Source organism: Geotalea toluenoxydans JCM 15764 (genome assembly GCF_001311985.1).
Lineage (GTDB): Bacteria > Desulfobacterota > Desulfuromonadia > Geobacterales > Geobacteraceae > Geotalea > Geotalea toluenoxydans.
On record NZ_BBCJ01000003.1, the window covers coordinates 52,114 to 78,111 of the forward strand.

The window sequence follows — 25,998 nt, forward strand, 5'->3', positions numbered from 1 at the left end:
GCAATTAAGGATCGTTGCCGGGTTTCACAGGTGAAAATCCACCACCATTCCTTTTATCTTCATGATCTGGGCCGTTATCTTGATGTGGTTCCTCTGCTCCTGCATGATCAGGTGGTAGAGAGCGTCCGCCTCCCGATCGATAATGGTGATAATCTCATGACAGCGCTGGCCGGGGCTGCCTTCAATCTCCAGTCGGTAGGCCTCTGCGGTCACTTTTTTGGCAAAGGCGGAAATAAGGCTGCGAAAGATCTTGAAGTTGACGATGGTGGGTTCTTTTTCCAGACTATCTCCGGCCTGGTCAATCTCTTCCTTAAGTTCCTGAAGCTGCCCGGCATAGTCGGCTGCATCCCTGGAAATCAGCCCAAGTTTTTGGCAAAAAGGGAACTTCCGGACTCAAGAACCTTTCTGGAGGCAACACCCTTGCTTTTTTTGTCGACCTGCCGCGATCCCGGTTTGTCGTTGATACGCATCGTCGTCTCCTGCACATTTGCTTTTGCATTTCAATAGTATTCTTCCGCATACTCCGGCGGCGTATCCAGGTATCCCGGTATGGTAGCGGCCATGGCAATGGCGGAATCAACCTCTGCCATGAGCCGCAAGCGGTCCTTTGGGTAGTTGCCGGCCAGGTTGAGGAAATTGGAGACATGGTTGGAGCGGAGAATGGTTTTTTCGGGATTCAGGGAGGTGACAAGTTCCCGCGCCTCCAGAAGGAGTTCGCCCCTGGTACACTGGCGAAGGTTCCTGATAAAGTCGTCGTTGTGGCGATGGAACAGGGTGAGGAGGGAAAAATATTCGGGATTGACCCGGTTTACCCAGGCAGCGGTGGATCTTGCATGGCTCAGGCTACGGTCTTTGCCGGCTAACCCCAGAATGGCGGTGACGGAAAGTTTCATCCCTGCAGCTCTCGCCTTTAAAGCCAGTTCCACCATCTGATCGGCATTGAAGCCCTTGTTGATCGCGGCCAGAGTCCCATCATCACCCGATTCAAGACCGAAATAGACGATCCTCAGTTTCTTCTGCCGCAATACCTCCAATTGGGCGGCATTTTTGCCGGCTAGGCTTGCCGGCGAGGCGTAAGAGCCGACCCTGGTCAGATTGGTAAATGTTTGCGACAGGTGATCGAGTATCTGCACCAGCCTGTCAAAAGGGTAGACCAGTGCATCGCCGTCGGCAAGAAAGACCCGGCTGACACGAAGACGGTAGGCAGCGGGAATGGCGTCGATCTCTGACAGGACTTCGTCCAAAGGCTTCAGTCTGAAAGGTTTTCCCTTGTACATCCCGCAAAAGGTGCACTGATTCTGGGAGCAACCAAGGGTGATCTGGAAAATGAGGCTCCCCGCTTCACTGGGAGGCCTGAATAAGGGTTCGATGTAGCTGGGCATCCGGCAGCCCCTCTATTTGAGAGTTTTCAGGCGCTCTTCGGCTTGCCTGCCACTCTCAGTGCCCGGATACTTCCTGACTATCTCCCCGTAGAGCTGTTTGGCATGTTCCAGGTTGTGCTGTTTTTCCTCGAACTGTGCGGTTTCCAGCAGCTGCTTGCCATTATCGCCTGAGCAGCCCGCAAAGCTGAGCGGACAGATCAGCAACAGAACCAGCAAGAGATGACGCATTGATGTACCTCCCATAAGATTGTACCAAATAAAAAAGCCCCGAATCGCTTCGGGGCCTTGTGGTTATAAGCTAAGTCCTAATCTTTATTGACGTTGGCCGCCTGCGGCCCTTTCGCTCCCTGGATAACATCGAAGGTCACCGCCTGCCCTTCGGCCAGTGACTTGAATCCGTCACCCTGTATGGAGGAGAAATGAACGAAAACATCCTCGCCATTTTCCTGCTCAATAAACCCGAACCCCTTCGCATCATTGAACCATTTCACCACACCTTTTGCCATTCTCTGTTCTCCTGTAACAACCGCTTGTTCTATAAATAGGGCTTACTCCGGGGCCCGTGGAATCTCTTGCGTATTTACACCGTTTTGCAGAAAACTGTCAAGATGATTATTCATGTGGAGACGCAAACCGCTACGTCTCCACACATATGGATGATTATTCATTCAATGCCGCGTGGGCAGCCGCGAGTCGGGCAATGGGCACCCGGAAGGGGGAACAGGAAACATAATCGAGACCGATTTTATGGCAGAAAATAACGGATTCCGGATCGCCGCCATGCTCGCCGCAGATGCCGAGCTTGATGCCCTGCCTGGTGGCCCGTCCTTTTTCGCAGGCGATCTTAACCAGTTGGCCGACGCCGGTCTGATCAAGGGAAACGAAAGGGTCATTCTCCAGGAGACCGCTCTCCACGTAGAAAGGCAGGAATTTCCCGGCGTCATCCCTGGACAGCCCAAAGGTGGTCTGGGTCAGATCGTTGGTACCGAAGGAGAAGAACTCAGCTTCCCTGGCGATCTCGTCGCAGTCAGGGCCGCCCGGGGCAGCTCGATCATGGTGCCGATGAGGTATTCGATCTTCACTCCATAGCGGCCAATCACGTCTTCACAGACGGCAATGGCATTCTCGCGAAGGGTCTTCAGCTCCTTGTCCACCGCTACCAGCGGGATCATGATCTCGGGGACGATCTGGAAGCCTTCATTTTTCACCAGCTCACAGGCTGCTTCCATAATCGCCTGCACCTGCATGTCATAGATCTCCGGGAAGGTGAGGCCCAGACGGCAGCCACGGTGGCCGAGCATGGGGTTGAATTCGTGGAGGAATTCCACCTTGTTCTTCAGCACCTTCGGCGTGACCTTCATGGTCTTTGCCAGATCGTCTATATCCTTGTCTTCCTGGGGAAGGAACTCGTGGAGAGGCGGATCGAGCAGGCGGATGGTGACGGGCAGCCCTTTCATTTCCCTGAAGATGCCGATGAAGTCACCCTTTTGCATGGGGAGTATCTTGGCCAGCGCCTTGAGTCTTCCCTCCACGTCTTCGGAAAGTATCATCTCGCGCACCGCAGCAATACGGTCAGCCTCGAAGAACATGTGCTCGGTGCGGCAGAGGCCGATACCTTCGGCACCGAATTCCCGGGCAGTCTTGGAATCCTTCGGCGTGTCTGCATTGGTCCGCACCTTGAGCCGGCGGAACTTGTCCACCCACCCCATGAGCGTGGCAAAGTCGCCGGTCATCTGCGGAGAAACGGTCGGAACAGCTCCCAGCATAACTTCGCCGGTGGAACCGTCCAGGGTGATCACATCCCCTTTTTTAACAATGACCCCGCCATTGGCCACAAACTGCTCTGTAGCATAATCCACCTTGATGTCGCCGCAGCCGGCTACGCAGCATTTGCCCATGCCGCGGGCAACGACTGCCGCATGGGAGGTCATGCCGCCACGGGCAGTAAGAATGCCCTGTGCCGCATGCATGCCGTGAATGTCTTCCGGGCTGGTCTCCACCCGCACCAGAATCACCTTGTGCCCCAGTTTTGCAGCAGATTCGGCCTCATCGGCAGTGAACACGACTTCGCCTGAGGCAGCGCCCGGGGATGCGGGCAGCCCTTTGGCAATCAGCTTTTTCGGCGCTTTGGGGTCAAGGGAAGGGTGAAGCAGCTGATCAAGCTGATTCGGTGCAACGCGCAACACTGCAGTTTTTTCGTCGATCAGTCCTTCCGTGACCATATCCACGGCAACCTTGATGGCGGCAGAAGCGGTACGTTTGCCATTACGGGTTTGCAGCATGTAGAGTTTGCCTTTCTCAATGGTGAACTCTATATCCTGCATGTCCTTGTAATGCTTTTCCAGGATGGAACGGATTTCCACCAGCTGCTTGTAGCATTCGGGCAAGGTTTCCTCCATGGAGGGAAGGGTGCTGTCGCCGTTAACCTTGTTGATGGGCTGAGGCGTGCGGATGCCGGCAACCACGTCTTCACCCTGGGCATTGATCAGGTACTCACCGTAGAAGTAGTTCTTGCCTGTGGATGGGTCTCGGGTGAAGGCGACACCGGTGGCGCAGTCGTTGCCCATGTTGCCGAAGACCATGGACTGGACATTAACTGCGGTCCCCCAGTCGGCGGGAATGCCATTGAGTTTGCGGTAGGTAATGGCGCGCTGGTTCATCCAGGAACCGAAAACGGCGCCGATTGCCCCCCAAAGCTGGGCCTGGGGATCTTCAGGAAATTCCTGGCCCAGAGACTCCTTGATCTTCGCCTTGAATTTTCCCACCAGTTCCTTCCAATCGGCAGCGGTTAGGTCCGTATCCAGATGGACCCCCTTTTCTTCCTTCTTTTTCTCCAGGATATGCTCCAGTTCGTCCTTATCCATACCCATGACCACGTCTGAGTACATCTGCACGAAACGGCGATAGGCATCATAGGCAAAGCGCTCATCCCCGCTCTGCTCGATGATCCCTTGAACTGTGGTATCGTTCAGGCCAAGGTTAAGGATGGTATCCATCATGCCGGGCATTGAGGCACGAGCACCGGAGCGGACCGAAACCAGGAGAGGATTCTTTGCATCACCGAAGCGCTTGCCCATCAACTCCTCGACCTGACGAAGATTTTCATCAACCTCTGCTTTCAGTGAGGCCGGATAGTTGCGGTCATTCTTGTAGAATTCGGTGCAGACTTCGGTAGTTATGGTAAAGCCTGCCGGTACCGGCAAGCCGATGCTGGTCATCTCGGCCAGGTTGGCCCCCTTGCCACCCAGCAGGTTTTTCATCTCCGCGCGACCTTCCGCCTTGCCATTACCAAAGAAATACACATACTTCGCTGCCATTTGCATCCTCCTCTTTATTTGCCCCACCACAGAAAACCTTATAAAGAATATTGCCGATGTCCGGTTTTTCAAGGGCTGTTTTTATTAAAAGTCAACGGGTCTTTATTATCATTAAAAACAATTTAGGCTCATTCAAAGCAAGTTTAGCCAGATTAAAACCATAAAAAAACCGCTTGCCTTTCGGCTAAGCGGTTAGTTTCCCAAAATCTGCTATGTCCCTGAACAGGCTCTTTATCTCCTGGAGGAGTGCCAACCGGTTGTTTCTCACCCGTTCGTCTTCGGCCATGACCATGACCTTGTCGAAGAAGTCATCGACCGCACTCTTCAGGGAGGCAATCTGCGTCAGGGCCGCCAAGTATTCCCGCTGGACGACTTTCTCCTCGACCATGCTGCTGGCGCTTTTGAATGACTGGAACAGTGTCCCCTCGGCTGCGTCCTGGAACAGTTTGTCATCTACCGGGACCGTCACCTGTTCCTTGACAATGTTGCAGACCCGCTTGAACGCCACGGCCAGTGGCTCAAAATCATCACGCTTCTTGAACTGGGCCAGAGCTCGATCTTGGCCGTTGCTTCCACAAGATTATCGAAGGAAACAGCCACAACTGCCTCCACCACGTCGGCAGGGAAGCGATCGGTGAGCAGATTGATGAAGCGCCCTTTGAAAAAGTCCAGCACATCTTTGCAAACTTCGCTTCTGTCACGCGTTAGTTTACTTCCCAAACGGTCAAGTGCAAGCTGGACAAGCCATTTCAGTGAATAGTCATAGCCTTTGTTAAGAATGATATTGATAATACCGAGTGCTGAACGGCGCAAGGCGTAGGGATCGGCAGAGCTGTCGGGATCAAGCCAACACCAAAGCAGCCACAGATGGTATCAAGCTTGTCAGAGATGGAGACTATGGCTCCAATATCCGATGTTGGGAGTTCCCCACCTGCTTGGATTGGGAGATAATGCTCAGCAATGGCCTGGGCCACGTCAATGTCTTCCCCCTGCAACAGCGCATACTCGCGTCCCATTATTCCCTGAACCTCAGGGAATTCTCCCACCATGCCCGTAACCAAGTCTGCCTTACAAAGATACGCTGCTCGATCGATTTTTCCTATATTGATTAAATACTTACTTGCTGGTAATTCTCTAGCTATCACCCCTGCTATCCAGCGAAACCGCTCCATCTTCTCATAGGAAGTACCCAGCTTTGCCTGGTAGAGGACACTCTTCAGTGCCTCGACCCGCTTTTCCAGGGGAACCTTTTTGTCCTCCTCGAAGAAAAACCGGGCATCGGAAAGACGGGCACGCAGCACCATCTCATTACCCTTCACCACTACTGAGGGATCCTCGGTCAGGGTGTTGTTGATGGTTATAAAGCCGGGCAGCAGCTTGCCCTTATCGTCCACCAGGGAGAAGTAGCGCTGGTGTTCGCGCATGGAGGTAATAAGCACTTCCTTGGGCACGGCCAGGAATTCGGCGGAAAAGGTACCATGCACGGGCGCTGGGATATTCAACCAGATAGGTCACCTGCTCCAGCAGCCCCTCATCGGGCAGGACGTTGCCACCGGCAGCCTTTGCCACCCTTTCGATTTCCCTGCTGATGATCTCCTTCCGCTTTGCCGGATCGGGTATGACGAAATGCCGCTCGCACTCCTCAAGGTAATGGCCGAAATCGCGAACCGGGAAGGAGGTGTTGGCCATGAAGCGATGGCCCCGAGACATGGAACCACTCTGGACATTGCCTAAGGCGAACGGGATAACGATGCCGTCGAACAGGGCCACGATCCAGTGCACGGGCCGGGCGAAACGTACCTCCTGATCGCCCCAGCGCATGGATTTCTTAAATGGTATGTTGTTGATCAGGCGGGGGAGTATCTCCGCAAGCAGGCCGGCAGTGGCAACGCCGATCTCCTTTTTCGTCACCGCCACGTACTCACCTTTTTCCGTGGCAACGATGGACAAGGCAGAAGCATCCACCCCTTGACCCCGAGCGAAACCTTCGCCGGCCTTGGTCGGAGTGCCGTCGTCATTGAAGGCGACCTTATTTGCCGGTCCCATGGTGGTGATTTCCGCATCAGTCTGCTGCGCGGAAACATTTTTCACCACCAGGGCAAGACGGCGCGGCGTCGCCATGGTCTTCACCTCACCAAAGCCGATGCGGGCAGACTCAAGCTCTTTCCTGATCAGCCCTTCCATGTCTGCCATAGCCTTGGGCAGGAAGCCAGCCGGGATCTCTTCGGTGCCGATCTCAAGGAACAGTTCTTTTGCCATTAGCGGCCTCCTTTCAAAAGCGGGAATCCGAGCCGCTCACGCATCTGCAGGTAACCTTCGGCGCAGAGCCTGGCCACGTTGCGCACTTTGCCGATATAGGAAGCCCGCTCAGTGACCGAGATAGCGCCACGTGCATCCAGCAGATTGAAGGTGTGGGAACACTTCATGACGTAATCGTAGGCCGCAGCACCAGCCCCTTCTCCACCAGCCTGACGCATTCCTTCTCATACATCCTGAAGAGTTGGAGGAGCATGTCCACATCCGCTTCCTCGAAATTGTAGGTGGAGAACTCAACCTCGCTCTCATGATGGATATCGCCATACCTGACACCCTTTACCCACTCCAGGTCGTAGACGTTGTCCACCCCCTGCAGGTACATGGCGATGCGCTCGCAGCCGTAAGTGATCTCGGAGGAAACCGGTTTAAGATCAATGCCGCCCGCCTGCTGGAAATAGGTAAACTGTGTGATCTCCATGCCATCCAGCCACACTTCCCAGCCCAGGCCCCAGGCGCCAAGGTCGGAGATTCCCAGTCGTCCTCGACGAAACGGATATCATGCTGGTTGGGGTTGATGCCGAAGGAGCGGAGTGAATCCAGGTACAGATCGAGGATATTCATGGGAGAAGGTTTCATGATAACCTGGAACTGGTAATAGTGCTGCAGGCGGTTGGGATTCTCGCCGTAGCGCCCGTCAGTCGGCCGGCGGGAAGGTTCCACATAGGCAACATTCCAGGGTTCGGGACCCAGCACCCTGAGAAAAGTAGCGGGATTGAAGGTCCCTGCACCCTTTTCGCAGTCATAAGGTTGCTGAATTACGCACCCCTGGCCGGCCCAGTACCCCTGAAGGGAAAGAATCAGATCCTGAAAGGTCAGCACACTACCTCCTCGGTTTTGTGTCGAAATATCTTTTTTAACGAGTGTAAACGCAGATTTGATGACAATGAAAAAGTATACTGTATACAACCAGTTAGCCGCGGTAGATTACAATTTATATGCTTGTGTGTCAAGGATTTATACGCATTTGATGCGACCTTATCCCCTGTTGTCTTATCATTGCATTTTACATATACTGCTCAAACCACCTTGGGATTGGGAGAAGCTGGATGCCGGAGCTACCGGAAGTTGAAACCATACGCCGCGCCGTCGGACCACATGTCAGGGGCAAAAGAATCATTCACACCAACGTCCGCGCCACAAAACTGCGCCATCCACTTCCACCTGAACTGGACCGGCTGCTAGTTGGGCAGCTAATAGTCGCCATGGACAGGAGGGGCAAATATTTGCTTTTGCGCTGCAAAGGGGGCACGATAATCTTTCATCTCGGGATGACCGGCATGCTCTACCTGGTCAAGGCAAGCTCTCCCCACGGCAAACATGACCACCTGGACCTGGTGCTGGATGGAAGTTACATGCTGCGCTTTACCGATCCACGCCGCTTCGGCACCATCATCTGGACGGATAATGATCCGCTGCAGCACCCTCTTTTGGTTGCCCATGGCCCAGAACCTCTGGAAGAGGAATTTTCAGCAGGTTATCTGTATCTGAAGAGACACCGGCGGAAGATCCCCATCAAGCAGCTGATCATGGACAGTCGTGTGGTAGCAGGTATCGGCAATATCTACGCCAATGAGTCCCTTTTTCGTGCCGGCATTGCCCCACAGACGTCAGCCAGTGATCTTTCACCCGATAAGGACCTGTTGCTGGTCGATGCCATCAAGGGGGTCCTTGCTGATGCCGTCGAAGCAGGAACAACAAGCATTGGCAGCACCTCCACCGTCGAGAAGCCCCAGGGTTATTTTCCTTATGAATTCAGCATTTATGGCAAGGAAGGCCGCCCCTGCCCGAAGTGTGGCTCAGCAATCAGGATGATGCGACTGGGTGGCAGATCGACCTTTTTCTGTCCCCACTGCCAGAAATGACAAAAGGCGGCCGGATAAACCGTGCCGCCTTTTTTTAGCTTCTCAACCTGTCGGGCAATTATGCCTTGGTAACAGTCACCTTTAAGGTTGCGTTCACCTCGGGATGAATCTTGATGATGGCAGTGAAATCTCCCACCTGCTTGATCGGCTCGGCAAGAACAATTTTCTTGCGGTCGATTTCCACCCCTTGGGCCTTGAGGTTTTCAGCAAGTTCCATGTTGGTGACGGCGCCGAAGAGCTTTCCCTCTTCTCCAGCTGGTGGCTGAGGGTAAGGGCGATGCCTTCAATCTTGGCTGCAAATTGTCTTGCCTGCTCAAGCACCTTGTTTTTCTTGTATTCCAGGTGCTTCTTCGCATGATCCAGGGCTTTAGCGTTCTTGGTAGTGGCTTCCAGGGCAAGACCCTTGGGAAGCAGGTAGTTGCGGGCATAGCCGGGAGCTACCTTGACGATATCGCCGATGTGGCCGAGATTATCCAGATTTTCCTTAAGAATTACCTTCATGTTTTCCTCCTAGCCTGATTTACAGGTTTTCCTTGTTTTTCGGGGTGCGAAAATCGCCCCACAGATCAAAAACACCCAGTGCCGCCACTACCACCGTTAGAAACGGCTGCAGGGAAAGCAGCAGGTAAAAGATGAGACGGACAAAAAAGGGTACGGCAAAACGCTCGAAAGAGTGAGCCATCACCGCCATTCCCTGAATGAAGTAGGCTGAAGCAATGACGATCAGTAGATTGAGAGCAGGAAGCGACACCGTCTTGCTCTCCACCAGCATGGCAAAACCGGCGAATATCAGCACCCAGACCAGTTGGTCAGGATTTCTGAATCTCTTGAAGTCTCCCAGTAAGACCGGCAGGGAAAACCTGGTCGACAGCCTTCTCAGCAGAAGCAGGTTTATTCCGGCAATGAAGCCAAGGCTCACCGTGATCAAGGCCGGGTAGGCCCTGGTTATGAACACGCCAGCCTGCTCCATGGACTGCTGCAAGGTTTTGAGTTCATCCGCCCCGACGCCGGCTTTTCCGTAAAGAGCTGCCGTCTGGGATATGCTTGAGTTAATTCCCTTTATCACCTGCAGATGAATATTATTGCCGGTGACAAGAGAATATACAGCTGCAGCAACCAGAATCACTGCAAGATTAATGGCCATCCCATAGACAATGGACCGGCTGCCCCCCTTATTCCGGGAAAGGAATTCGGCCAGAGACATTGTCATGATGCCGCATTGCAGCATATAAATGGCAGCAGAGGCGAGATCATAAGCTGCCAGCACAGCCATGGTAATAACAACTATGGCATAACCTGCCGCTCTGCCGCTTTTGAGGAAGTAGTAAATCCCTGCAGTCGGGGCCAAAAGCCCCGGCAGCATGCCAAAAACAGGCAGTGACAGATAGGTAAGGAAAAGCGCCAGGGTAATGACGCTCCCCTTTATAATATCCAGTGGCGTCCCCTGTACGGGAAGCTTCATTTATACCTACCGTTACTGTGCTGCATGGCTGCCGGCGATGGGCAGCAGTGCGATGTTTCTGGCACGCTTGATCGCTTCGGTGATCTCACGCTGATGTTTGGCGCAGTTGCCGGAGATCCTTCTCGGAATGATCTTGCCCCGCTCACTGATGAAGTAGCGAAGGGTGCGCGGGTCCTTGTAGTCTATGGTTACCTGCTTGTCTGCACAGAAGCGGCATACCTTGCGCCGCTGAAAAGGTCTCTTTTTACGCGGACCTGTGCTTCTCTGGGGTGCTCTTTCGTCGCTCATCTAATTACTCCTCCTCGGTTGTCGTTTCTACCTTGGCTTCGGGAGCGGCCTCTACGGGCTCTTCCTCGGTTACCTTGGCAGGAATGGCGGCAGCGGCCGGAGCTTCTTTCTCCAGCTTCACGCTCTGATATCTGATGACTTTGTCGTTCAGTCTCAGACGCCGCTCAAGCTCGGCGATCAGCGCTGCATCGCCGTCGAAACGGAGATAATAGTAGCGACCACGGTTAAACTTCTCGATCGGATAGGCAAGCTTCCTCGCCCCCCAATCTTCCAGCCTTTTGAGCTCGCCCTTCATGCTGACGACCACTTCCTGAACCCTGGCGGAAATGCCCTTCAATTCCTCTTCGCCAAGGTCCGGCTGGACGATGAAAATCGTTTCATACATCCTCATTGGTACTTCCTCCTCACGGTTTATTTAGCCCCGGACCAACCCGGAGCAAGGAGATACGGCGTAATTGCCGCTCTTTGGAAACTGAAACTTTTACTACAGTTTATCCGATAATTCAAGGGTTTTGTTTTGGAGTGAATTGCCGATGCTGCAGGAGCGTCAATTTTGTGTCATGGCAAGGCAATCGAAGGACGACGCGGAGGCGTACACCAGGTACGCCGCACAAGGAATCCTGAAGATGAACGCCGCCATGGCACAAAAGTGGCGCTCCTCCTTAGACGTTGAAGCGGAAGTGCATGACATCCCCGTCTTGCACAACATACTCCTTCCCTTCCAGCCGCATCAGGCCTTTCTCCTTGGCCCCGGCTTCTCCCCCTGCAAAAATGAAGTCGCTATAGGCAATGACTTCCGCCCGGATGAAACCTTTCTCGAAGTCGGAATGGATAACACCTGCCGCCTGGGGAGCCTTGGTGCCACGGGTAATGGTCCAGGCACGCACTTCTTTGACTCCGGCGGTAAAATACGTAATCAGGCCAAGCAGTTCGTATCCACAGCGGATCAAGCGATCGAGTCCCGATTCCTGCAGCCCCATCTCGGCAAGAAAGGCCTCCTTCTCTTCACCATCCAGCTCCGAAATTTCCGCTTCTATGCGACCGCAAATAAATACGACCTTGGCCCCTTCGGCTGCTGCCAATTCCTGCACCTGGGCAACAAAGGGATGCTTTCCTTCCAGATCGTCCTCGGAAACATTTGCCACGTAAAGTACCGGTTTGTCCGTCAGCAGATGGAGGTCGTAGAGCCACAACTTTTCGTCATCGCTGGAAACCACGTCCTGGGGGCGCTTGCCCTGTTCTACGGCAACCTTCAGACGCTGATAGAAATCGGCTTCGTCCTTTACCCTCTTATCACCGCTCTTGGCCAACTTCTCGACGCGTATCAGTTTTTTCTCGACGCTGTCCAGATCGGCTAGCCCCAGTTCAGTCTTGATCACCTCAATGTCGTTGACCGGGTTGACTCCGCCGCTCACATGAACGACGTTCTCATCTTCAAAACAGCGAACCACATGGACAATAGCGTCCACAGAGCGGATATGACCGAGGAACTTGTTGCCCAAGCCCTCCCCCTGGCTGGCACCCTTGACCAGACCGGCAATGTCCAGGAATTCGATGGTAGTGGGCAGGATGCGCTCGGGATGGACGATCTCGGCCAGCTTCTTCATCCGCTCGTCGGGAACCTGAACGATCCCCACGTTAGGATCGATGGTACAGAAGGGGTAGTTTGCCGACTCCGCCCCTGCCGAGGTCAGTGCATTGAATATGGTTGATTTCCCCACATTGGGGAGTCCTACTATGCCGCAGTTGAAACCCATTTTCTACCCCTAGATCAAATCCTTGTTGTTATACAGACTCATTGTTTTCGGCAGGCCCTCTTTGGCCAGCATCTCCACCAGGTCGACGACACCATCCAGCAGGCGAGGCAATGACGCCATTTCCTCCGGACTAAAGTTGTTGAGTACGTAATTTACCACATCGCCATGGACCGGCCGGCCTATGCCAACCCTGACCCGGACAAAATCACCACTGCCAAGTTCCTGGGCCAGTGAACGGAGACCGTTATGGCCGGCGTGCCCACCACCCTGTTTCAATTTTACGCGTCCGAAGGGGATATCCAGGTCATCGTGGATGACAATGAGGTCTTCTATTGGAAGCTTGTGAAATCTGATTGCTTCGGCGGCGGAACGGCCTGACAGGTTCATGAAGGTCTGGGGCTTGAGAAGAATCAGCCGCTCTCCCTGCCAATTGCCTTCTCCGCAAACCCCGGAAAAGGTCTTTTTCGAGATTATGATGCCGGCCAGATGGGAAAGACGGTCTAAAACCATGAAACCCGCGTTGTGGCGGGTCCATTGGTATTTCGGGCCGGGATTACCCAGCCCAACAATAATTTTTACGGCCATGTTTACACCAGAGACAACGGCTTAAGCTTCTGCAACCGGAGCAGCCTCTTCCTTGGCCCTGCCAAGAACACTGATGATCGATGCCTTGGGATCGCCAAGCACCTTGATGCCGGGCAGTTCTTTCAGGTCGCCGATATGAATTGAATGACCGAGGGTCAGAGAAGTCACATCAACATCCAGATGTTCGGGGATGTGCGATGGCAGACATTCGATCTCAATTTCATGCATGGCGAAGTCAAGCAGTCCGCCTTCTTTGACGCCGGCAGCAGTACCTGTAAGATTCACCTTCACCTTCACCTTGATCTTGTCGGCCAGATTGATCTTATGCAGGTCCACATGCAGCGGCAGGCCCTTGAGGCTGTCCTGGAGAAGGTCAGCAACGATCACCATCTGACCGTCAAGGCTTCCTCCTCCCTTCAGGGTCAGGATGTGATTGCGACCCCCTTCGCCGGCAATGGCAGTGCTCAGTTCTTTGGTCTTCAGCGACACGGATACGGACTCGATACCCTTCCCGTAAACGACGCCGGGGATTGACTCACTCCTCCTCAACTGACGGGAAATGCCCTTGCCTGTTTTGCTTCTCAACTCGACGTTCAATACCCTCTGGTCCATACATCCTCCGATGTTAACAATTTGAATATATTTAAACTGGCTGCAATCTCAAATAAACAGTGAACTGACGGACTCATCTTCGTGGATGCGCCTGATGGCCTCGGCAAGCAGATTGGCAACGGACAACACCATGACTTTCTGCGTTTGACCGGCCTTTTCCCCCAAGGGAACGGTATCCGTAATGACTATTCTCTCGATGACTGAATTGTTGATCCGCTCGATGGCCGGTCCGGAAAGAACACCATGGGTGGCACAGGCATAGATTGTTTCTGCACCGTGGGCTTTCAGGGCGTTGGCTGCCTGAGTCAGGGTTCCTGCAGTGTCGATCATATCGTCAAGAATGATGGCAATCTTGCCCTTGACGTCGCCGATCAGATGCATCACCTCGGCAACATTGGGACCGGTGCGACGCTTATCGATAACGGCAAGAGTACAACCAAGGCGCTTGGCAAAGGCTCTGGCTCGTTCGGTACCACCGGCATCGGGAGAGACCATGACAATCTGCTCAGCCCCATCGGGAAACCTGCTCTTCAGGTGATCGATAAGGACCGGTGCTGCATATAGGTTATCAACCGGGATATTGAAAAAGCCTTGAATCTGCCCGGCATGAAGATCAACGGTGACGACGCGATCGGCGCCGGCGGTGGTGATGAGGTCGGCAACCAGCTTGGAGGTAATCGGGGTACGGGGTGCCGCTTTACGATCCTGACGGGCATAACCGTAGTAGGGCACAACAACCGTGATGGTCGCGGCAGAAGCACGCTTGAGGGCATCCATCATGATCAGGAGCTCCATCAGGTTATTGTTGGTGGGAGAACAAGTGGACTGAACGACATAGATATCGCGTCCCCGGACGTTCTCACCTATTTCCACCATGATTTCACCGTCGGAAAAGGTTTTTACCTTTGCCTGCCCCAACGGCACCTTCAGGCTTTCACAGATCTTCTCGGCCAGTGCCGGGTTGGAATTCCCACTGAAGACCCTGATCTTGTTTTCCATTGACTGCAACCTCTTGTTCCGGCAGATTTATTATGGCTGGGGCGCAGGATTTGAACCTGGGAATGCCGGAATCAAAATCCGGTGCCTTACCGCTTGGCGACGCCCCAATACCTGTTTAACACTGCTTACAGTGTTTTTACCGCAGCTACGAACCAGTCGCTCTCCAAAGAAAGCTTTTCCGCCACTTTTCGGGCGTTGGCTTCTTCGGCGAAGACGCCAAAGACGGTGGAACCGCTGCCGGACATAAGTGAACCGGCCGCACCCACCTGGAGCAACTTCTGCTTGATCTGATCGATAACGGGAAACTTGCCGATGGTGACCTTTTCCAGGTCGTTGGCAAGGATTGCGCAGATATCCGCGACACTCCCATAGAAGCGAGGAATTATATATTCATCTTTTCCGGCTGTCAATTGCAAATTTTGGTATACCCATGCGGTGGATACAGCGAGATTGGGATTGACGATAACCAGCCATGCGGGGGCGGCCTCGACGGCAGCAAGCTTATCGCCTATCCCCTCTGCAAGGGCCGTCTTTTTGAATATAAAAAATGGAACGTCGGCGCCAAGCTTGCTCCCTGCCTCCATCAGCTGTTCATCGGTCAGATGCAGCTCAAGGAGTTCGTTCACCCCCATCAGGACAGAGGCACAGTCGCTGCTGCCGCCGCCAAGACCGGCAGCCACCGGTATGTTCTTGACGATGCTGATGTCGATGCCTGTGCATCGCCCCGAAAGCTTGAGCAGCGCATCGGCAGCCCGCCAGGCGATGTTGCCCGGTCCATCGGGCACCCCCTCTTTGCCGCAGGCCACCCGCACTCCGGGATTTTCTGACAGAGAAATACGGATATCATCACAGAGGTCGATACGCTGCATAATCATGCGCAGGTCATGGTACCCGTCCGGCCGCCGGCGAAGGACATCCAAACGGTAATTGACCTTTGCCGGAGCTTTACATTCAATTGTTTTCATGGCTTCCATATCCTTTTGTTTTTCAGCAGACCGCTCTATCTAAAGCAAATCCGGCTATAAATCAAGGGCAAAAATTTGCAATTCTGCTGAAGCGCCACGAAAAAGGGAGACGCATAAGGGGCATCTCCCTGGACCTCCAACCCAATAATATCTCAGTGCTAACTTGCCTGCCGCGCGCCAAATATGGCCGAGCCGACCCTGACCAGGGTAGCGCCTTCTTCGATGGCCACTTCGAAATCTCCGGACATGCCCATGGAAAGCTCGTTCATCTCCACATTGGCAATAGGTTCATCTGCGATCATCCGTGACAGATTCCTCAGTTCGCGGAAATAGGGGCGCGCCCCTTCGGGGTCATCAAAGAAGGGGGGCATGGTCATCAGCCCTTGATCCGCACATTGGGCAAAAGGGAGACATTCCGCACCAGCTCCAGCAATTCCCCGGCGGAAGATCCGGATTTGGTAATTTCACCGGCAATATTCACCTGGATCAGCACGTTGCATATCCGGCCCAGTTTCTGCCATTGACGGTCAATCTCCCGGGCCAGGGAGAGTCTGTCCACCGAATGGATCATTTCCACCAGCCCGGCAATCTGCCTCACCTTGTTGGATTGCAGGCTGCCGATGAAGTGCCAGGTCACCTGCTCCTCCACGTGGCTGACTTTGGACACCAGTTCCTGGACATAGTTTTCACCAAATAGCCGCTGACCTGCCCGCGCAGCATCATCAACCGCAGATGGCTGTTGCATCTTGGATACCACCACCAGACGCACTGAGGCAGGTTCCAGACCGGCTTTAACAGCGGCTTTTTCGATTCTTTTCTCTATCTGCCTGAGGTTATCAGCTATGGACATAGAACACCTGTCAAAGGGCTCCCATATTTCTGAGCGTTTCAACAACTTCGCACAGGGGCAGCCCGACCACGTTGGAATAGGAGCCGTCGATCTTACGCACCATATGGGCAGCGCCTCCCTGGATGGCATAGGCTCCGGCTTTGTCAAACGGACAGCCAGTGGCGATATATGCGGCAATCTCCTCGTCGCGTAGCGGCTTGAAATATACCTTCGTCCTCACCGCTTCGGCAACGGTGCTGCCTTCGTCCCTGTCGACCACGGCAAAGCCGGTGATGACCTCATGGGCAACTCCCGACAGTTTCTTCAGCATCCTCTCCGCATCGGTGGAATCCTGCGGCTTACCCATTATTTCGCCGTCACAGACAACGATGGTATCGGCGCCGATGAAATAACGGCCATGTCCTTTCCGCGCTACGGCTTCCGCCTTGGACTTCGCCAATCTCAGCACATGCTGTTCGGGTGTTTCCCCCGGCAGGAGGGTTTCATCAACATCACCGGGCATCACCTCGAAATCGATCCCGGCAGAAGAAAGCAATTCAACCCGGCGCGGCGATGCCGAAGCCAGAACGATATTAAAGTTTTTCGGCATCCTGACGCTCCCGTTCCTTTCTTTCCCGAGCCTTCATCTCATAAAGGGATTTCTGGCGCTCCTGCTCTTCCCAATGTTTTTTCCAGTCTTTTTTTCTGACCAAGTGAAGGAGAATGGCGCCGCCAATGATCATCACCCCCCAGAATATCTGGGTTGCCACCCCGGTAGCAAATCCCGAGATGAGACAAAAAAGGCCCATCAGGATCAGCAACGCCTCCATTGAAAGAAGCCTGCCTATCAGTGAGATCTCCTGCTTCTGCTTGTCGTTGTCCATTTATACCTCTATTCGCTCTGAAAGCTGCCTTCGTCGCATTAATCCTTAACCATCCCCTGCCATTCTGTCAGGTCAGCCAAGGCACGCTCTGCCAGGCGGGCCCGCTTATCCTTCTTTTTCACCTTTCCGCCAAGCTCAGGGAACAGGCCGTAATTGACGTTCATCGGCTGGAAATGCTTCGTGTCAACGCTTGTTATGTGGTGCACCAAAGCACCAAGTGCCGTGGTCGGCGGCGGCACGGTCAGCGCCTCTCCCTTTGCCAGTTGTGCCCCATTGATCCCGGCCATGAAGCCGCTCCCCGCAGATTCCACATAGCCCTCAACGCCGGTTATCTGTCCGGCAAAAAGGATGCGAGGGGTATTCTTCAGCTGGAATGTGGGCAACAAGAGCTGCGGTGCGTTGATAAAGGTATTGCGGTGCATTGAGCCAAGCCTGACAAATTCGGCATGCTCCAGCCCCGGTATCATGCTGAAAATCCTCTTCTGCTCGGGATAAGTCAGCTTTGTCTGGAAGCCGACCAGGTTGAACAGGGTACCATCGCGATTCTCCTGCCTGAGCTGAACCACCGCATAAGGTTCCACACCCGTCCGGGGGTCTGGAAGCCCCACCGGCTTCATCGGCCCGAAACGCAAAGTCTCAGGACCGCGCTCCGCCATCTCCTCTATGGGCATGCACCCTTCAAAGTGTACCACCTTTTCGAAATCCTTGGCAGCAACCTTGTCTCCCCCCAGCAGAGCGGCAACAAATGCTTTGTATGTTGCCTCATCCATCGGGCAGTTCAGGTAATCGTCGCCGTCCCCCTTACCATAACGTGAAGCCCGGAAGGCCTTGCCGAAATCAATGGAATCGGCAGTGACGATGGGAGCAATGGCATCATAAAAATAAAGGTAGTTGCCGGTATGGGTGGCGATACTGGCGGCGAGGCGGTCACTGGTAAGGGGGCCGGAAGCGACAATGACGATGCCTTCCTCAGGAATCCGGGCAACCTCGCCGTACACCACTTCGATCAAAGGATGATTGGTGATTTTCTCGGTAATATAAGCGGAAAAAAGCTGCCGATCAACGGCCAGCGCCCCCCCGGCAGGGACACGGGTGGCAAGGGCAGCGGCAATGAACAGTGAACCGCATCTCTTCAGTTCCTCCTTGAGGAGGCCAACAGCGTTATCCAGTGACTCGCCGCGGAGGGAGTTTGAGCAGACCAGTTCTGCCAGCCCGGGCAGGTGATGGGCAGGAGAGTAGCGTTCCGGCTTCATCTCGTGCAGCTTTACGGCAACACCGCGTTCAGCCGCCTGCCACGCCGCTTCGCAGCCAGCCAGTCCGCCGCCGATTATTTTAATCTTATTATTGTTCATAATCCCCAAGTCTTAATGCCCGCAACGGCCGTAATCACCATTCGAGCTGGTCTGGTCGACAAATAGGCTCTGTTCCCATGCCAACACCTACTGTGTATCAAAAGGGTCAGCCATTTACAAGTTCAATCATCCCAGAAAGGCCCTTCCCTTGAAAAGATCGCAAGCCATCTGCAAACATCTCCCATTATCAGGTATAATTTTACTTTAAGTTCCATTCCAAACAGGAGGTGGAGTATTGTGGATATCAAGGTCATCTACAACGACGGCAGTGTCGGAGCAGTTCCAGCCACCTCGCTGGAATACCGGATTGCCAAAAAGGAAATCCACGCATTTCAAAGATCCGACGGCTGGGTTTTGATCGAGAGTGGCCCGCTGCGTAAGGACTATCAGAGTAGCCCCTATTCCGGTTCAAAGAAGCGGATAACGGATTACGACGATTATATAGGGTAGCAATGGCTTAGGCATCACAGTTGCTCCTGAACGCATAAACCACTTAAGGGGAGGAAATCGGCGATGAAGGTACGGGTGATGTATGCAGACGGAGTCGTTGATTCGGTGCCGGCATCGGTCATAGGCCGGCTGATAGAGTTGCATCAGATTGTTGCCTTTGAAAGGTCATCCGGCTGGGTCTGCATAGGGGAAGACCCCATCAGACAGAGGATGCAGCCCTATGGAGGGCCGGGGAAAAGAGGGTATGACGATTATCTGAATTAAATCCGCTCCAGAGTCTGCCACATTGAAATTCTTGCGCCCAAGGGTGGAAGATGGCCTTTTTAGCAGCAACAAAAAAGGCGAAGGAAAATATTCCCTCGCCTTTTCCCGCTGTCAGGGGCAAAGTTACTTCTCCTTGCCCCCTTCCTTGTAATCGCATCCTTCTTTGGGACACTTCAGGAATTCCCCTTCCCGCTTGTAGACCTTCTTCACCAGCAGCGGAAAACCGCATTTGGGGCAGGGTTTCTCTACCGGCAGGTCCCAGAGGGCGAACTTGCACTGGGGATAGCGGTTGCAGGAGTAAAACATCTTGCCGTAGCGGGATTTTTTCTCGGTCAGTTCCCCTTCGCCACACTCGACGCATTTAATGCCGGTTCCCTTGGGTTTGACCAGCGGCTGCATGTTCTTGCAGGCAGGGTATGCCGAACAGGCGAGATATTTGCCGAAGCGGCCCTCCTTGATCAGCATCTGGCTGCCGCACTTTTCACACTTCTCTTCGGAAAAGACCGGCTCGGCAGACTCCTTCTTGTCCTTGTCCAGGGGGCGGATGTATTTACATTCTGGATACCCGGAACAGGCAAAGAACTTGCCGAACTTACCCAGCTTCACCACCAGCGGCTTTCCGCATTCGGGGCAGATCTCGTCGGTGGCCTCGGTGGTCAGGTCAGATTTGTTGACTTCCCCCTCCTTCTGCTTGAGCAGATTGTGGAACGGCTGCCAGAACTCGTGGAGAAGAGGTTTCCATTTTTTTTCTCCACGGGAAACCTGATCCAGTTCCTCTTCCAGGGAAGCTGTGAAGTTGTAATCCACGTATTTGGTGAAGTGATTGACCAAGAGTTCGCTGACCACCATCCCCACATCTTCGGGAAAGAAGCGCTTCTTGTCCAGCCGGGCATACTTGCGCTCCACCAGGGTATTCATGATGCTGGCGTAGGTGGAAGGACGGCCGATGCCATATTCTTCGAGGGTCTTGACCAGCGTCGCCTCGGTGTAGCGAGGGGGTGGCTGGGTGAAATGCTGCTCGGGCAGCAGGTCCCTAAGTTGCAGACTGTCACCCTCGTTGAGTGGCGGCAGCACCCCTTCCTTCTCCTCGGTCTCGTCGTCAACCCCCTCGATGTAGAGCTTCATAAAGCCGGGGAAGCGGATAACCGTGCCGGCGACCCTGAATTTATAGCCTTTCCCGGCACTGATTTCCACCGACGTCTGGTCCAGAAGGGCCTCAGCCATCTGACAGGCAACGGTCCGTTTCCAGATCAGGTCGTACAGCTTGAACTGGTCGGAAGAGAGGAATTTTTTCAACTCCACCGGGGTCTTGCTGATGTAGGTAGGGCGGATAGCCTCATGGGCCTCCTGGGCATTCTTCGCCTTATTCTTGAAGACCCGCGGTTTTGCCAGGGCGTATTCCTTGCCGTAGAGGCTGGTGATGACCTGGTGAGCCTCATCCAGGGCCTGCTGGGAAAGAACGACGCTGTCCGTTCGCATGTAGGTGATGAGACCGATGGTCCCCTCGCCGATATCGATCCCCTCGTACAGCTTCTGGGCTATGGACATGGTCTTTTTGGCAGAAAAACCCAGCTTGCGTGCCGCTTCCTGCTGCAGGGTAGAGGTGGTGAAGGGGGGCGAAGGTTGCCGCTTGCGCTCACTCTTCGTTACCTTCTCCACAGAGTAGGTTGCCTTGTCAAGTATCTCGATAAGCTTGTCGGCAGCTTCCTTACCCGGAATATCGAATTTTCCCAGCTTCTTGCCGTCCGCCTCTACCAGATTGGCGGTAAAATTCTGCTTGCCGGCTGTAGACAGATCCGCGCCAATGGTCCAGTATTCCTGCTCGACGAAGGCCTGGATTTCTTTTTCCCGCTCGCAGATCAGGCGTAGCGCCACCGACTGCACGCGGCCCGCGGAAAGGCCGTAACGAATCTTCTTCCAGAGAAATGGGGAGAGGTTGAAACCGACCAGATAATCCAGCACCGAGCGGGCCTGCTGGGCATCCACCAGTTCATGGGAGATGCCTCTGGGGTTTTCCACCGCATTGACGATGGCACCTTTGGTTATCTCATGGAAAACCACCCGCTTGATGTCGATATTTGGCTTCTTATCTAGCCCCAGTGCTGCCAGGAGGTGCCAGGAAATGGCCTCGCCTCCCGATCCGGGTCAGTGGCCAAAAGCAGCACATCCGCCTGTTTCAGCTCTTTCTTTATGGCGTCAATATGCTTCTTGCTCTCCGGCAGGACTGCATATTTCGGCTCGAAGTCGTGTTCGATATCCACCGATCCCTGCTTGCTGGGCAGGGCTCGCACATGACCAAAGGATGCCAGGACTTTGTAGTCCGGACCGAGAAATTTTTCGATGGTTTTGGCCTTGGCCGGAGATTCGACGATGACAAGGTGTTGGGGCATAGTTTTCACCGATAGTTATTTAGTTATACAGAAATGTTTGCCGGGGAGCTGCACCACAGCCCCCTTCAGCTCCAGGCGGAGTAAAATAGCCGAAAGGTCGGGCACTGTCAATTCACTTCTGACGATGATGTCGTCAATATGCAGCGGCGATTCGGCCAGCAGGGTAAAGATTCCTGCCTCCTGGGGAGTAAGGCTGAAGGCCGGCGCAGGTGCCTGACCTGTTGTTGCCGTGGGCAGATGCAGCTCTTCCAGGATATCCCCCACCTCTTCCACCAGCTTCGCCCCCTGCTTGATCAGCAGATTTGTCCCCCTGGAATTACTACTGTTGATATTACCAGGAATGGCAAAAATTTCTCGCCCCTGCTCCAGGGCATAGCGTGCGGTGATCAGAGATCCGCTGTTCTGAACCGCCTCGACCACCAGTACTCCCTGGGACATGCCGCTGATTATGCGGTTGCGGCGGGGGAAATTTTCTGCCAGTGGCGTCGTGCCCATGGGAAACTCGGAGACAAGCGCCCCCTTTTCTGCCATCTCCTTGAACAGCGGGCGATTCTCCGGCGGGTAGACAATATCGATGCCGCAACCCAGGACGCCGATGCTCCTGCCTTCAGCCTTCAAAGCCCCACGGTGGGCTGCCGTATCAACCCCCCTGGCCATACCTGATACCACCGTCACGTTATTCAGGGCCAGTTCACCCGCCAGTCGCTCGGTGGTCATCAAGCCATAGGTGGAAGCACGGCGGGAGCCGACGATGGCAACAGAAGTTTCCGAGCCGCACAGTTCCCCCTTCACATAAAGATAAGGAGGAGGATCGTTTATCTGCAGCAGGATCTTCGGGTATTCCGCAGCAAGGAAATCGACGACAATGACACCCTGCCTCGCCACCGCCTCACATTCAAGATCGGCAATCCGCCTATACTCGTGAGTGACGATGGAAGCAGCAAGATTCGGTGAAATTCCTTTCACCCGCGCCAGTTCCCGGACTGAAGCCTTCAGCACTCGCTCCGGTGTCTCGAAGGCTTCCAGAAGCTTGCGGAAAGTGACGTTTCCCACACCTGGAACAGATTTAAGGGCAAACCAGTAATAATGGTCCATAAGAGAAAAAAAGGGACTGACACCGGATGTCAGCCCCTCGCTACTGTTGACTATGTCAGTTTTTTTTCAACTCGACCCGGTCTCCGCGATAAATAGCTTCTATGCTCTTCACGATAAGTGCGGTCGAGGTGCTTTCACCGGTTTCGACCACGACCAAGGCACCAATCACATCAACCGGCAGCTTGTCAATCTTGTCCAGGGCGTATTTCTGGTCGGGGACCACATCCCTGACAATGTAGAGCAGGTTGCCGATCTCCAGCCCCTGGGCCTTGCCCAGATCCAGATAAACCACGTCGCCGGCGGCAACGGCGTTGTTGCCCAGCCTCGTCTCTACTATATAGCCAGCCAGTTCCCTGTTGGCTGCTTTCAGAGCCACCTCGGTCTTTCCGGGACGGTAGGGCATGAGGAAAGAGCCGGCACCGATCTCAAGAAAGGATTTGGTAATGATGGCTTTCGAAACCTTTTCCTCCAGCTCGGAAAGCTGGAGTGTCCCCAAAGGCAACACCTTATAACCGAGAACGACATTGCTGATGGGATGGGTAACAGGACCTACCTTTTTGAACACCGAGAACCTGCTGCCGACTTCGGCGCCATTTCTCCTGCCGATGTCCGTATAAACCACATCATCCTCTCCGACCATCTGTCTGTTCTGATAGGTGGAGACAATGAAACCAGCCGGATTCCGGTCCTTTTCCAGGAGAAAACCTTCACCGCCGGTAACAGTAAAAGTCTTGGCCGGCGCAGGCTCTTCTTTTTTCTCAGCAACAGGTTGCGGTGCTCAGCGATCTTTTCCGCGGGCTTCTCCACCTCGATCCGGTCAGGATAAATCTTCAGCCGCTGGCCCGGAAAGACAAAATGGGGATTGGTTATCACCTGGTTACGCTCCCAGAGGTTCGGCCAGTAAAAGGGATCGCGGATGAAGCGATCCGAAAGGCCCCACAGAGTATCCCCTTTCTGAATCACATAGACTGTTGGCTCTTCATCCTGTGCTAATACCGGGTAAGGCAGACAAACAACAAGGAGGAGGAATGCGGCATACAGAATTTTCTTCATAGTCACCTCACTTTGAAAGACGTACCAACTTCTCTCTGGCCTTTGCTGCAGCTTGACTTTTCGGAAATTTATCAACCAGGGCCTGCAATGATTCCTTTGCTTTGGCCGGTTCGTTCATACTGATCAGGGTATAACCAACCTTGAGCATGGCATCGGGAACCTTGTTGCCGTCGGGAAAGGTGGAGATCACCTTGGAAAAAGACTCCAAAGCTTCATTATAGTTATGCTGGGTATAATAGCATTCACCGACCCAATACATGGCATTGCCCACATACTCACTGTCGGGGTATGCCTTCATAAATGCTTCGAAAGCATCTATCGCCGCATTGTAGTTGTTGGCGCTGAAAAGCCCGAATGCCTTCACGTATGCATCCTGATGGGCGGAATTGCCTTCTGCTGCAGAGGCTCCCTGTTGACAACCTCGATCTTGGACACTTTCGGATTGTTCAACTCCGCCACTTTTTCGTGGATAGATTCCAGGGATGCCTTCAATTCAGCAATGCCTGGTTTCATAGCATCAATGTCAGCGGCACTGGCGTTGAGGCGGCTCTGCAGCTCCTTCACCTCGGTTGCCAGAGTGGCGAGACGCGTATTGGCGGAGACATTGGCTTGTGCCAGCTGCTCCACTCTCGCTTCCATCTCCATCTGTTTTCTGACGACAAGATCGTTACTGCCGCACCCTGCAAGCAAGGCAAAGAACACCACGACAACAATCATTATCCAGACCCGCATGCCGGCTCCTTAACAAAAAATTAACACAATTAAAGCCTTTTCGCCATTTTTGTCAAGGAGAAAGCACGGTTTGCGGTATGACAACAAAACAGATTGTGCTACCATCCGTCGGCGGAAGCGGGGGCCGAATCCCGATTAATGATCGACAAATGAGGTAAATGATGAAAAAGCCTGAACTGCTTGCCCCTGCAGGCAACATGGAGAAGCTGCGTATTGCTGTTCATTATGGCGCCGATGCCGTTTATCTGGGGGGCAAAAACTTCGGTCTGCGAAACCTGGCCGACAACTTCTCCACCGCTGAACTTGGCGGAGCAGTGAAATATGCCCATGACCACGGAGTCAAGGTTTATCTCACCATTAACGCCTTTCCGGACAACAAGGACCTTGCAGAACTGGAGCAGTACCTGGAAGAATTGGGCAATATCCCCTTCGACGCCTATATAGCTGCCGACCCGGGAGTCATTGAGATGATCCGCGAGGTTTCTCCGCAAAGGAACATCCATCTTTCTACCCAGCAAATACCACCAACTGGAAAAGCGCCCTCTTCTGGCAAAAACAGGTTTATGCAGAGTCAATCTGGCAAGGGAGATGTCACTGACAGAAATGGAAGAGGTCAGGAAAAGGACCACCTTGGAGTTGGAAGCTTTCGTTCACGGCGCCATGTGTATCAGCTACTCGGGACGATGTCTGCTTTCGAGCGTCATGAGCGGCAGGAATGCAAACAAGGGGGAATGCACCCAACCCTGCCGCTGGAACTACGCCATTGTCGAGGAAACCAGGCCGGGAGAATACTTTCCCATTTTCGAGGACAATGGCGGCACCTTCATCTTCAATTCAAAGGATCTGTGCCTTCTTCAGTACCTGCCCCAAATGATCAACGCCGGCGTGGACTCCCTGAAAATAGAAGGAAGGATGAAAGGGATCTACTACGTTGCATCCGTAGTAAGAATTTATCGCCATGCCATTGACTCCTTTTTTGCCGATCCGGAGGGCTATCGATATGACCCCCGGTGGTTGAAGAATTGTGCAAAGTCAGCCACCGGGGCTACACTACCGGCTTCCTTCTGGGGCCGCCGAAAGATATTGACCACCAGTACCATTCCAGCTATATACGAAATCATGAATTTGTCGCCATCGTCGAAGACATCCTCCCCGACGGCACCGTTATCCTGGAAGTCCGCAACAGGATCAAGATTGGCGACACCCTTGAATTCATCGGCCCGGCGCTTTCATCTCATTTTCACCAACTCCGGGAAATCATTACGAATGGCGGTGAAACAGTGCCGGCAGCCAATCCCAACCAGCGCATCATCCTCAGACTCCCGTTTAATGCGGAAAGATATGATCTGGTCAGACGCGAAAAATCCTCTCAGATACCATCCCAACAGTGAAAAGGATCTTTAG

The 25,998-nt window shown here is 53.7% G+C and carries 24 protein-coding genes, 1 tRNA gene and 8 pseudogenes; 6 read left to right on the forward strand and 27 right to left on the reverse strand.

Annotation, left to right across the window (positions count from 1 at the left end):
* Positions 1–24: 24 nt before the first annotated feature.
* From JCM15764_RS21315 to glyQ, 7 genes and pseudogenes are all read right to left on the reverse strand, one after another.
* The gene (locus JCM15764_RS21315) at positions 25–360 is read right to left on the reverse strand and encodes a YaaR family protein (protein ID WP_369412226.1); all 336 of its coding nucleotides are present in this window, start codon (positions 358–360) and stop codon (positions 25–27) included.
* A 140-nt stretch (positions 361–500) separates the two neighbouring features.
* Positions 501–1,382 carry a radical SAM protein gene (locus tag JCM15764_RS02470; protein WP_054692226.1) on the reverse strand — a complete coding sequence of 294 codons (882 nt, stop codon included), beginning with the start codon at positions 1,380–1,382 and terminating at the stop codon, positions 501–503.
* Between the two features lie 12 nt (positions 1,383–1,394).
* Positions 1,395–1,610: a tetratricopeptide repeat protein gene (locus JCM15764_RS02475; RefSeq protein WP_054692230.1), complete on the reverse strand. Its 216-nt coding sequence runs from the start codon at positions 1,608–1,610 to the stop codon at positions 1,395–1,397.
* 77 nt (positions 1,611–1,687) lie between these two features.
* Positions 1,688–1,888: a cold-shock protein gene (locus JCM15764_RS02480; protein WP_012646666.1), complete on the reverse strand. Its 201-nt coding sequence runs from the start codon at positions 1,886–1,888 to the stop codon at positions 1,688–1,690.
* A gap of 154 nt (positions 1,889–2,042) precedes the next feature.
* Positions 2,043–4,699: pseudogene (gene ppdK / locus JCM15764_RS02485) on the reverse strand (pyruvate, phosphate dikinase).
* A 184-nt stretch (positions 4,700–4,883) separates the two neighbouring features.
* Positions 4,884–6,958, reverse strand: a pseudogene (gene glyS, locus JCM15764_RS02490) (glycine--tRNA ligase subunit beta).
* Positions 6,958–7,834 (reverse strand): annotated as a pseudogene (gene glyQ / locus JCM15764_RS02495) (glycine--tRNA ligase subunit alpha). The pseudogenes glyS and glyQ overlap by 1 nt, the downstream one beginning before the upstream one ends.
* Positions 7,835–8,061: 227 nt before the next feature.
* Between glyQ and mutM the strand changes: the two are divergent.
* Positions 8,062–8,877 (forward strand): bifunctional DNA-formamidopyrimidine glycosylase/DNA-(apurinic or apyrimidinic site) lyase, encoded by an 816-nt coding sequence (gene mutM, locus JCM15764_RS02500; RefSeq protein WP_054692232.1) that lies wholly within the window; start codon positions 8,062–8,064, stop codon positions 8,875–8,877.
* A 58-nt stretch (positions 8,878–8,935) separates the two neighbouring features.
* Here mutM and rplI read toward each other — a convergent pair.
* The 14 genes and pseudogenes from rplI to trmFO all read right to left on the reverse strand — a co-directional run bounded on the left by rplI (position 8,936) and on the right by trmFO (position 18,610).
* A pseudogene (gene rplI / locus JCM15764_RS02505) lies at positions 8,936–9,378 on the reverse strand (50S ribosomal protein L9).
* Between the two features lie 19 nt (positions 9,379–9,397).
* On the reverse strand, positions 9,398–10,339 hold the full coding sequence (locus JCM15764_RS02510; protein WP_054692235.1) for a YybS family protein: 942 nt from the start codon (positions 10,337–10,339) through the stop codon (positions 9,398–9,400).
* A 12-nt stretch (positions 10,340–10,351) separates the two neighbouring features.
* Complete coding sequence (gene rpsR / locus JCM15764_RS02515) at positions 10,352–10,627, reverse strand: 30S ribosomal protein S18 (RefSeq protein ID WP_012646659.1); 276 nt, start codon at positions 10,625–10,627, stop codon at positions 10,352–10,354.
* Positions 10,628–10,631: 4 nt separating this feature from the next.
* On the reverse strand, positions 10,632–11,018 hold the full coding sequence (gene rpsF / locus JCM15764_RS02520) for a 30S ribosomal protein S6 (RefSeq protein WP_054692238.1): 387 nt from the start codon (positions 11,016–11,018) through the stop codon (positions 10,632–10,634).
* Between the two features lie 271 nt (positions 11,019–11,289).
* Positions 11,290–12,384, reverse strand: a complete 1,095-nt coding sequence (ychF, locus tag JCM15764_RS02525; protein ID WP_054692239.1) for a redox-regulated ATPase YchF — start codon at positions 12,382–12,384, stop codon at positions 11,290–11,292.
* 9 nt (positions 12,385–12,393) lie between these two features.
* A complete protein-coding gene (gene pth, locus JCM15764_RS02530) occupies positions 12,394–12,969 on the reverse strand; it encodes an aminoacyl-tRNA hydrolase (protein ID WP_054692242.1) in 576 nt (191 codons plus the stop codon).
* Between the two features lie 21 nt (positions 12,970–12,990).
* A complete protein-coding gene (locus JCM15764_RS02535; protein WP_054692243.1) occupies positions 12,991–13,581 on the reverse strand; it encodes a 50S ribosomal protein L25 in 591 nt (196 codons plus the stop codon).
* Positions 13,582–13,629: 48 nt separating this feature from the next.
* A complete protein-coding gene (locus tag JCM15764_RS02540; RefSeq protein WP_054692264.1) occupies positions 13,630–14,580 on the reverse strand; it encodes a ribose-phosphate diphosphokinase in 951 nt (316 codons plus the stop codon).
* Between the two features lie 33 nt (positions 14,581–14,613).
* Positions 14,614–14,687 (reverse strand) — tRNA-Gln (locus tag JCM15764_RS02545).
* An 18-nt stretch (positions 14,688–14,705) separates the two neighbouring features.
* Positions 14,706–15,545, reverse strand: coding sequence for a 4-(cytidine 5'-diphospho)-2-C-methyl-D-erythritol kinase (gene ispE / locus JCM15764_RS02550; protein WP_054692538.1), 840 nt, complete (start codon positions 15,543–15,545; stop codon positions 14,706–14,708).
* Between the two features lie 158 nt (positions 15,546–15,703).
* Positions 15,704–16,395 (reverse strand): annotated as a pseudogene (locus JCM15764_RS02555) (YggS family pyridoxal phosphate-dependent enzyme).
* A 10-nt stretch (positions 16,396–16,405) separates the two neighbouring features.
* Positions 16,406–16,984: a Maf family nucleotide pyrophosphatase gene (locus JCM15764_RS02560; RefSeq protein ID WP_054692267.1), complete on the reverse strand. Its 579-nt coding sequence runs from the start codon at positions 16,982–16,984 to the stop codon at positions 16,406–16,408.
* Positions 16,968–17,258: a PRA1 family protein gene (locus JCM15764_RS02565; protein WP_054692272.1), complete on the reverse strand. Its 291-nt coding sequence runs from the start codon at positions 17,256–17,258 to the stop codon at positions 16,968–16,970. Before JCM15764_RS02565 ends, JCM15764_RS02560 begins: the two co-directional genes overlap by 17 nt.
* A 38-nt stretch (positions 17,259–17,296) precedes the next feature.
* A complete protein-coding gene (gene trmFO, locus JCM15764_RS02570; RefSeq protein WP_054692540.1) occupies positions 17,297–18,610 on the reverse strand; it encodes a methylenetetrahydrofolate--tRNA-(uracil(54)-C(5))-methyltransferase (FADH(2)-oxidizing) TrmFO in 1,314 nt (437 codons plus the stop codon).
* A 237-nt stretch (positions 18,611–18,847) separates the two neighbouring features.
* Here trmFO and JCM15764_RS02575 point away from each other — a divergent pair, with 237 nt between their 5' ends.
* Positions 18,848–19,060, forward strand: a complete 213-nt coding sequence (locus tag JCM15764_RS02575; RefSeq protein ID WP_054692275.1) for a GSU3473 family protein — start codon at positions 18,848–18,850, stop codon at positions 19,058–19,060.
* Between the two features lie 63 nt (positions 19,061–19,123).
* Positions 19,124–19,324: a GSU3473 family protein gene (locus JCM15764_RS02580; protein WP_054692278.1), complete on the forward strand. Its 201-nt coding sequence runs from the start codon at positions 19,124–19,126 to the stop codon at positions 19,322–19,324.
* A gap of 123 nt (positions 19,325–19,447) precedes the next feature.
* On the opposite strand, the pseudogene topA reads toward JCM15764_RS02580, so the two are convergent.
* The 6 genes and pseudogenes from topA to JCM15764_RS02605 all read right to left on the reverse strand — a co-directional run bounded on the left by topA (position 19,448) and on the right by JCM15764_RS02605 (position 24,594).
* Positions 19,448–21,714 (reverse strand): annotated as a pseudogene (gene topA, locus JCM15764_RS02585) (type I DNA topoisomerase).
* A 15-nt stretch (positions 21,715–21,729) separates the two neighbouring features.
* Entirely contained in the window at positions 21,730–22,809 is a 1,080-nt protein-coding gene (gene dprA / locus JCM15764_RS02590; RefSeq protein WP_054692281.1) for a DNA-processing protein DprA, read from the reverse strand.
* 55 nt (positions 22,810–22,864) lie between these two features.
* Complete coding sequence (locus JCM15764_RS21320) at positions 22,865–23,374, reverse strand: hypothetical protein (RefSeq protein WP_243688204.1); 510 nt, start codon at positions 23,372–23,374, stop codon at positions 22,865–22,867.
* A complete protein-coding gene (locus JCM15764_RS21325) occupies positions 23,359–23,862 on the reverse strand; it encodes a LysM peptidoglycan-binding domain-containing protein (RefSeq protein WP_243688205.1) in 504 nt (167 codons plus the stop codon). Before JCM15764_RS21325 ends, JCM15764_RS21320 begins: the two co-directional genes overlap by 16 nt.
* A gap of 7 nt (positions 23,863–23,869) precedes the next feature.
* The gene (ybgF, locus tag JCM15764_RS02600; RefSeq protein WP_054692284.1) at positions 23,870–24,226 is read right to left on the reverse strand and encodes a tol-pal system protein YbgF; all 357 of its coding nucleotides are present in this window, start codon (positions 24,224–24,226) and stop codon (positions 23,870–23,872) included.
* The gene (locus JCM15764_RS02605) at positions 24,223–24,594 is read right to left on the reverse strand and encodes a hypothetical protein (RefSeq protein ID WP_054692287.1); all 372 of its coding nucleotides are present in this window, start codon (positions 24,592–24,594) and stop codon (positions 24,223–24,225) included. The genes ybgF and JCM15764_RS02605 overlap by 4 nt, the downstream gene beginning before the upstream one ends.
* 197 nt (positions 24,595–24,791) lie before the next feature.
* Between JCM15764_RS02605 and JCM15764_RS29175 the strand changes: the two are divergent.
* The 3 genes and pseudogenes from JCM15764_RS29175 to JCM15764_RS29185 all read left to right on the forward strand — a co-directional run.
* Positions 24,792–25,052, forward strand: a pseudogene (locus tag JCM15764_RS29175) (peptidase U32 family protein); the annotation flags it as partial.
* A gap of 130 nt (positions 25,053–25,182) precedes the next feature.
* Positions 25,183–25,578: pseudogene (locus JCM15764_RS29180) on the forward strand (peptidase U32 family protein); the annotation flags it as partial.
* Positions 25,579–25,616: 38 nt separating this feature from the next.
* On the forward strand, positions 25,617–25,985 hold the full coding sequence (locus JCM15764_RS29185; RefSeq protein ID WP_439645247.1) for a U32 family peptidase C-terminal domain-containing protein: 369 nt from the start codon (positions 25,617–25,619) through the stop codon (positions 25,983–25,985).
* Positions 25,986–25,998: the final 13 nt, after the last annotated feature.

Bases quoted from the DNA above. Each gene is read 5' to 3' on its own strand.
- JCM15764_RS02470 (WP_054692226.1), bottom strand. From the start codon at position 1,382: ATGCCCAGCTACATCGAACCCTTATTCAGGCCTCCCAGTGAAGCGGGG.
- JCM15764_RS02475 (WP_054692230.1), bottom strand. From the start codon at position 1,610: ATGCGTCATCTCTTGCTGGTTCTGTTGCTGATCTGTCCGCTCAGCTTT.
- JCM15764_RS02480 (WP_012646666.1), bottom strand. From the start codon at position 1,888: ATGGCAAAAGGTGTGGTGAAATGGTTCAATGATGCGAAGGGGTTCGGG.
- mutM (WP_054692232.1), top strand. From the start codon at position 8,062: ATGCCGGAGCTACCGGAAGTTGAAACCATACGCCGCGCCGTCGGACCA.
- JCM15764_RS02510 (WP_054692235.1), bottom strand. From the start codon at position 10,339: ATGAAGCTTCCCGTACAGGGGACGCCACTGGATATTATAAAGGGGAGC.
- rpsR (WP_012646659.1), bottom strand. From the start codon at position 10,627: ATGAGCGACGAAAGAGCACCCCAGAGAAGCACAGGTCCGCGTAAAAAG.
- rpsF (WP_054692238.1), bottom strand. From the start codon at position 11,018: ATGAGGATGTATGAAACGATTTTCATCGTCCAGCCGGACCTTGGCGAA.
- ychF (WP_054692239.1), bottom strand. From the start codon at position 12,384: ATGGGTTTCAACTGCGGCATAGTAGGACTCCCCAATGTGGGGAAATCA.
- pth (WP_054692242.1), bottom strand. From the start codon at position 12,969: ATGGCCGTAAAAATTATTGTTGGGCTGGGTAATCCCGGCCCGAAATAC.
- JCM15764_RS02535 (WP_054692243.1), bottom strand. From the start codon at position 13,581: ATGGACCAGAGGGTATTGAACGTCGAGTTGAGAAGCAAAACAGGCAAG.
- JCM15764_RS02540 (WP_054692264.1), bottom strand. From the start codon at position 14,580: ATGGAAAACAAGATCAGGGTCTTCAGTGGGAATTCCAACCCGGCACTG.
- ispE (WP_054692538.1), bottom strand. From the start codon at position 15,545: ATGAAAACAATTGAATGTAAAGCTCCGGCAAAGGTCAATTACCGTTTG.
- JCM15764_RS02560 (WP_054692267.1), bottom strand. From the start codon at position 16,984: ATGCCGAAAAACTTTAATATCGTTCTGGCTTCGGCATCGCCGCGCCGG.
- JCM15764_RS02565 (WP_054692272.1), bottom strand. From the start codon at position 17,258: ATGGACAACGACAAGCAGAAGCAGGAGATCTCACTGATAGGCAGGCTT.
- trmFO (WP_054692540.1), bottom strand. From the start codon at position 18,610: ATGAACAATAATAAGATTAAAATAATCGGCGGCGGACTGGCTGGCTGC.
- JCM15764_RS02580 (WP_054692278.1), top strand. From the start codon at position 19,124: ATGAAGGTACGGGTGATGTATGCAGACGGAGTCGTTGATTCGGTGCCG.
- dprA (WP_054692281.1), bottom strand. From the start codon at position 22,809: ATGGACCATTATTACTGGTTTGCCCTTAAATCTGTTCCAGGTGTGGGA.
- JCM15764_RS21325 (WP_243688205.1), bottom strand. From the start codon at position 23,862: ATGAAGAAAATTCTGTATGCCGCATTCCTCCTCCTTGTTGTTTGTCTG.
- JCM15764_RS02605 (WP_054692287.1), bottom strand. From the start codon at position 24,594: ATGCGGGTCTGGATAATGATTGTTGTCGTGGTGTTCTTTGCCTTGCTT.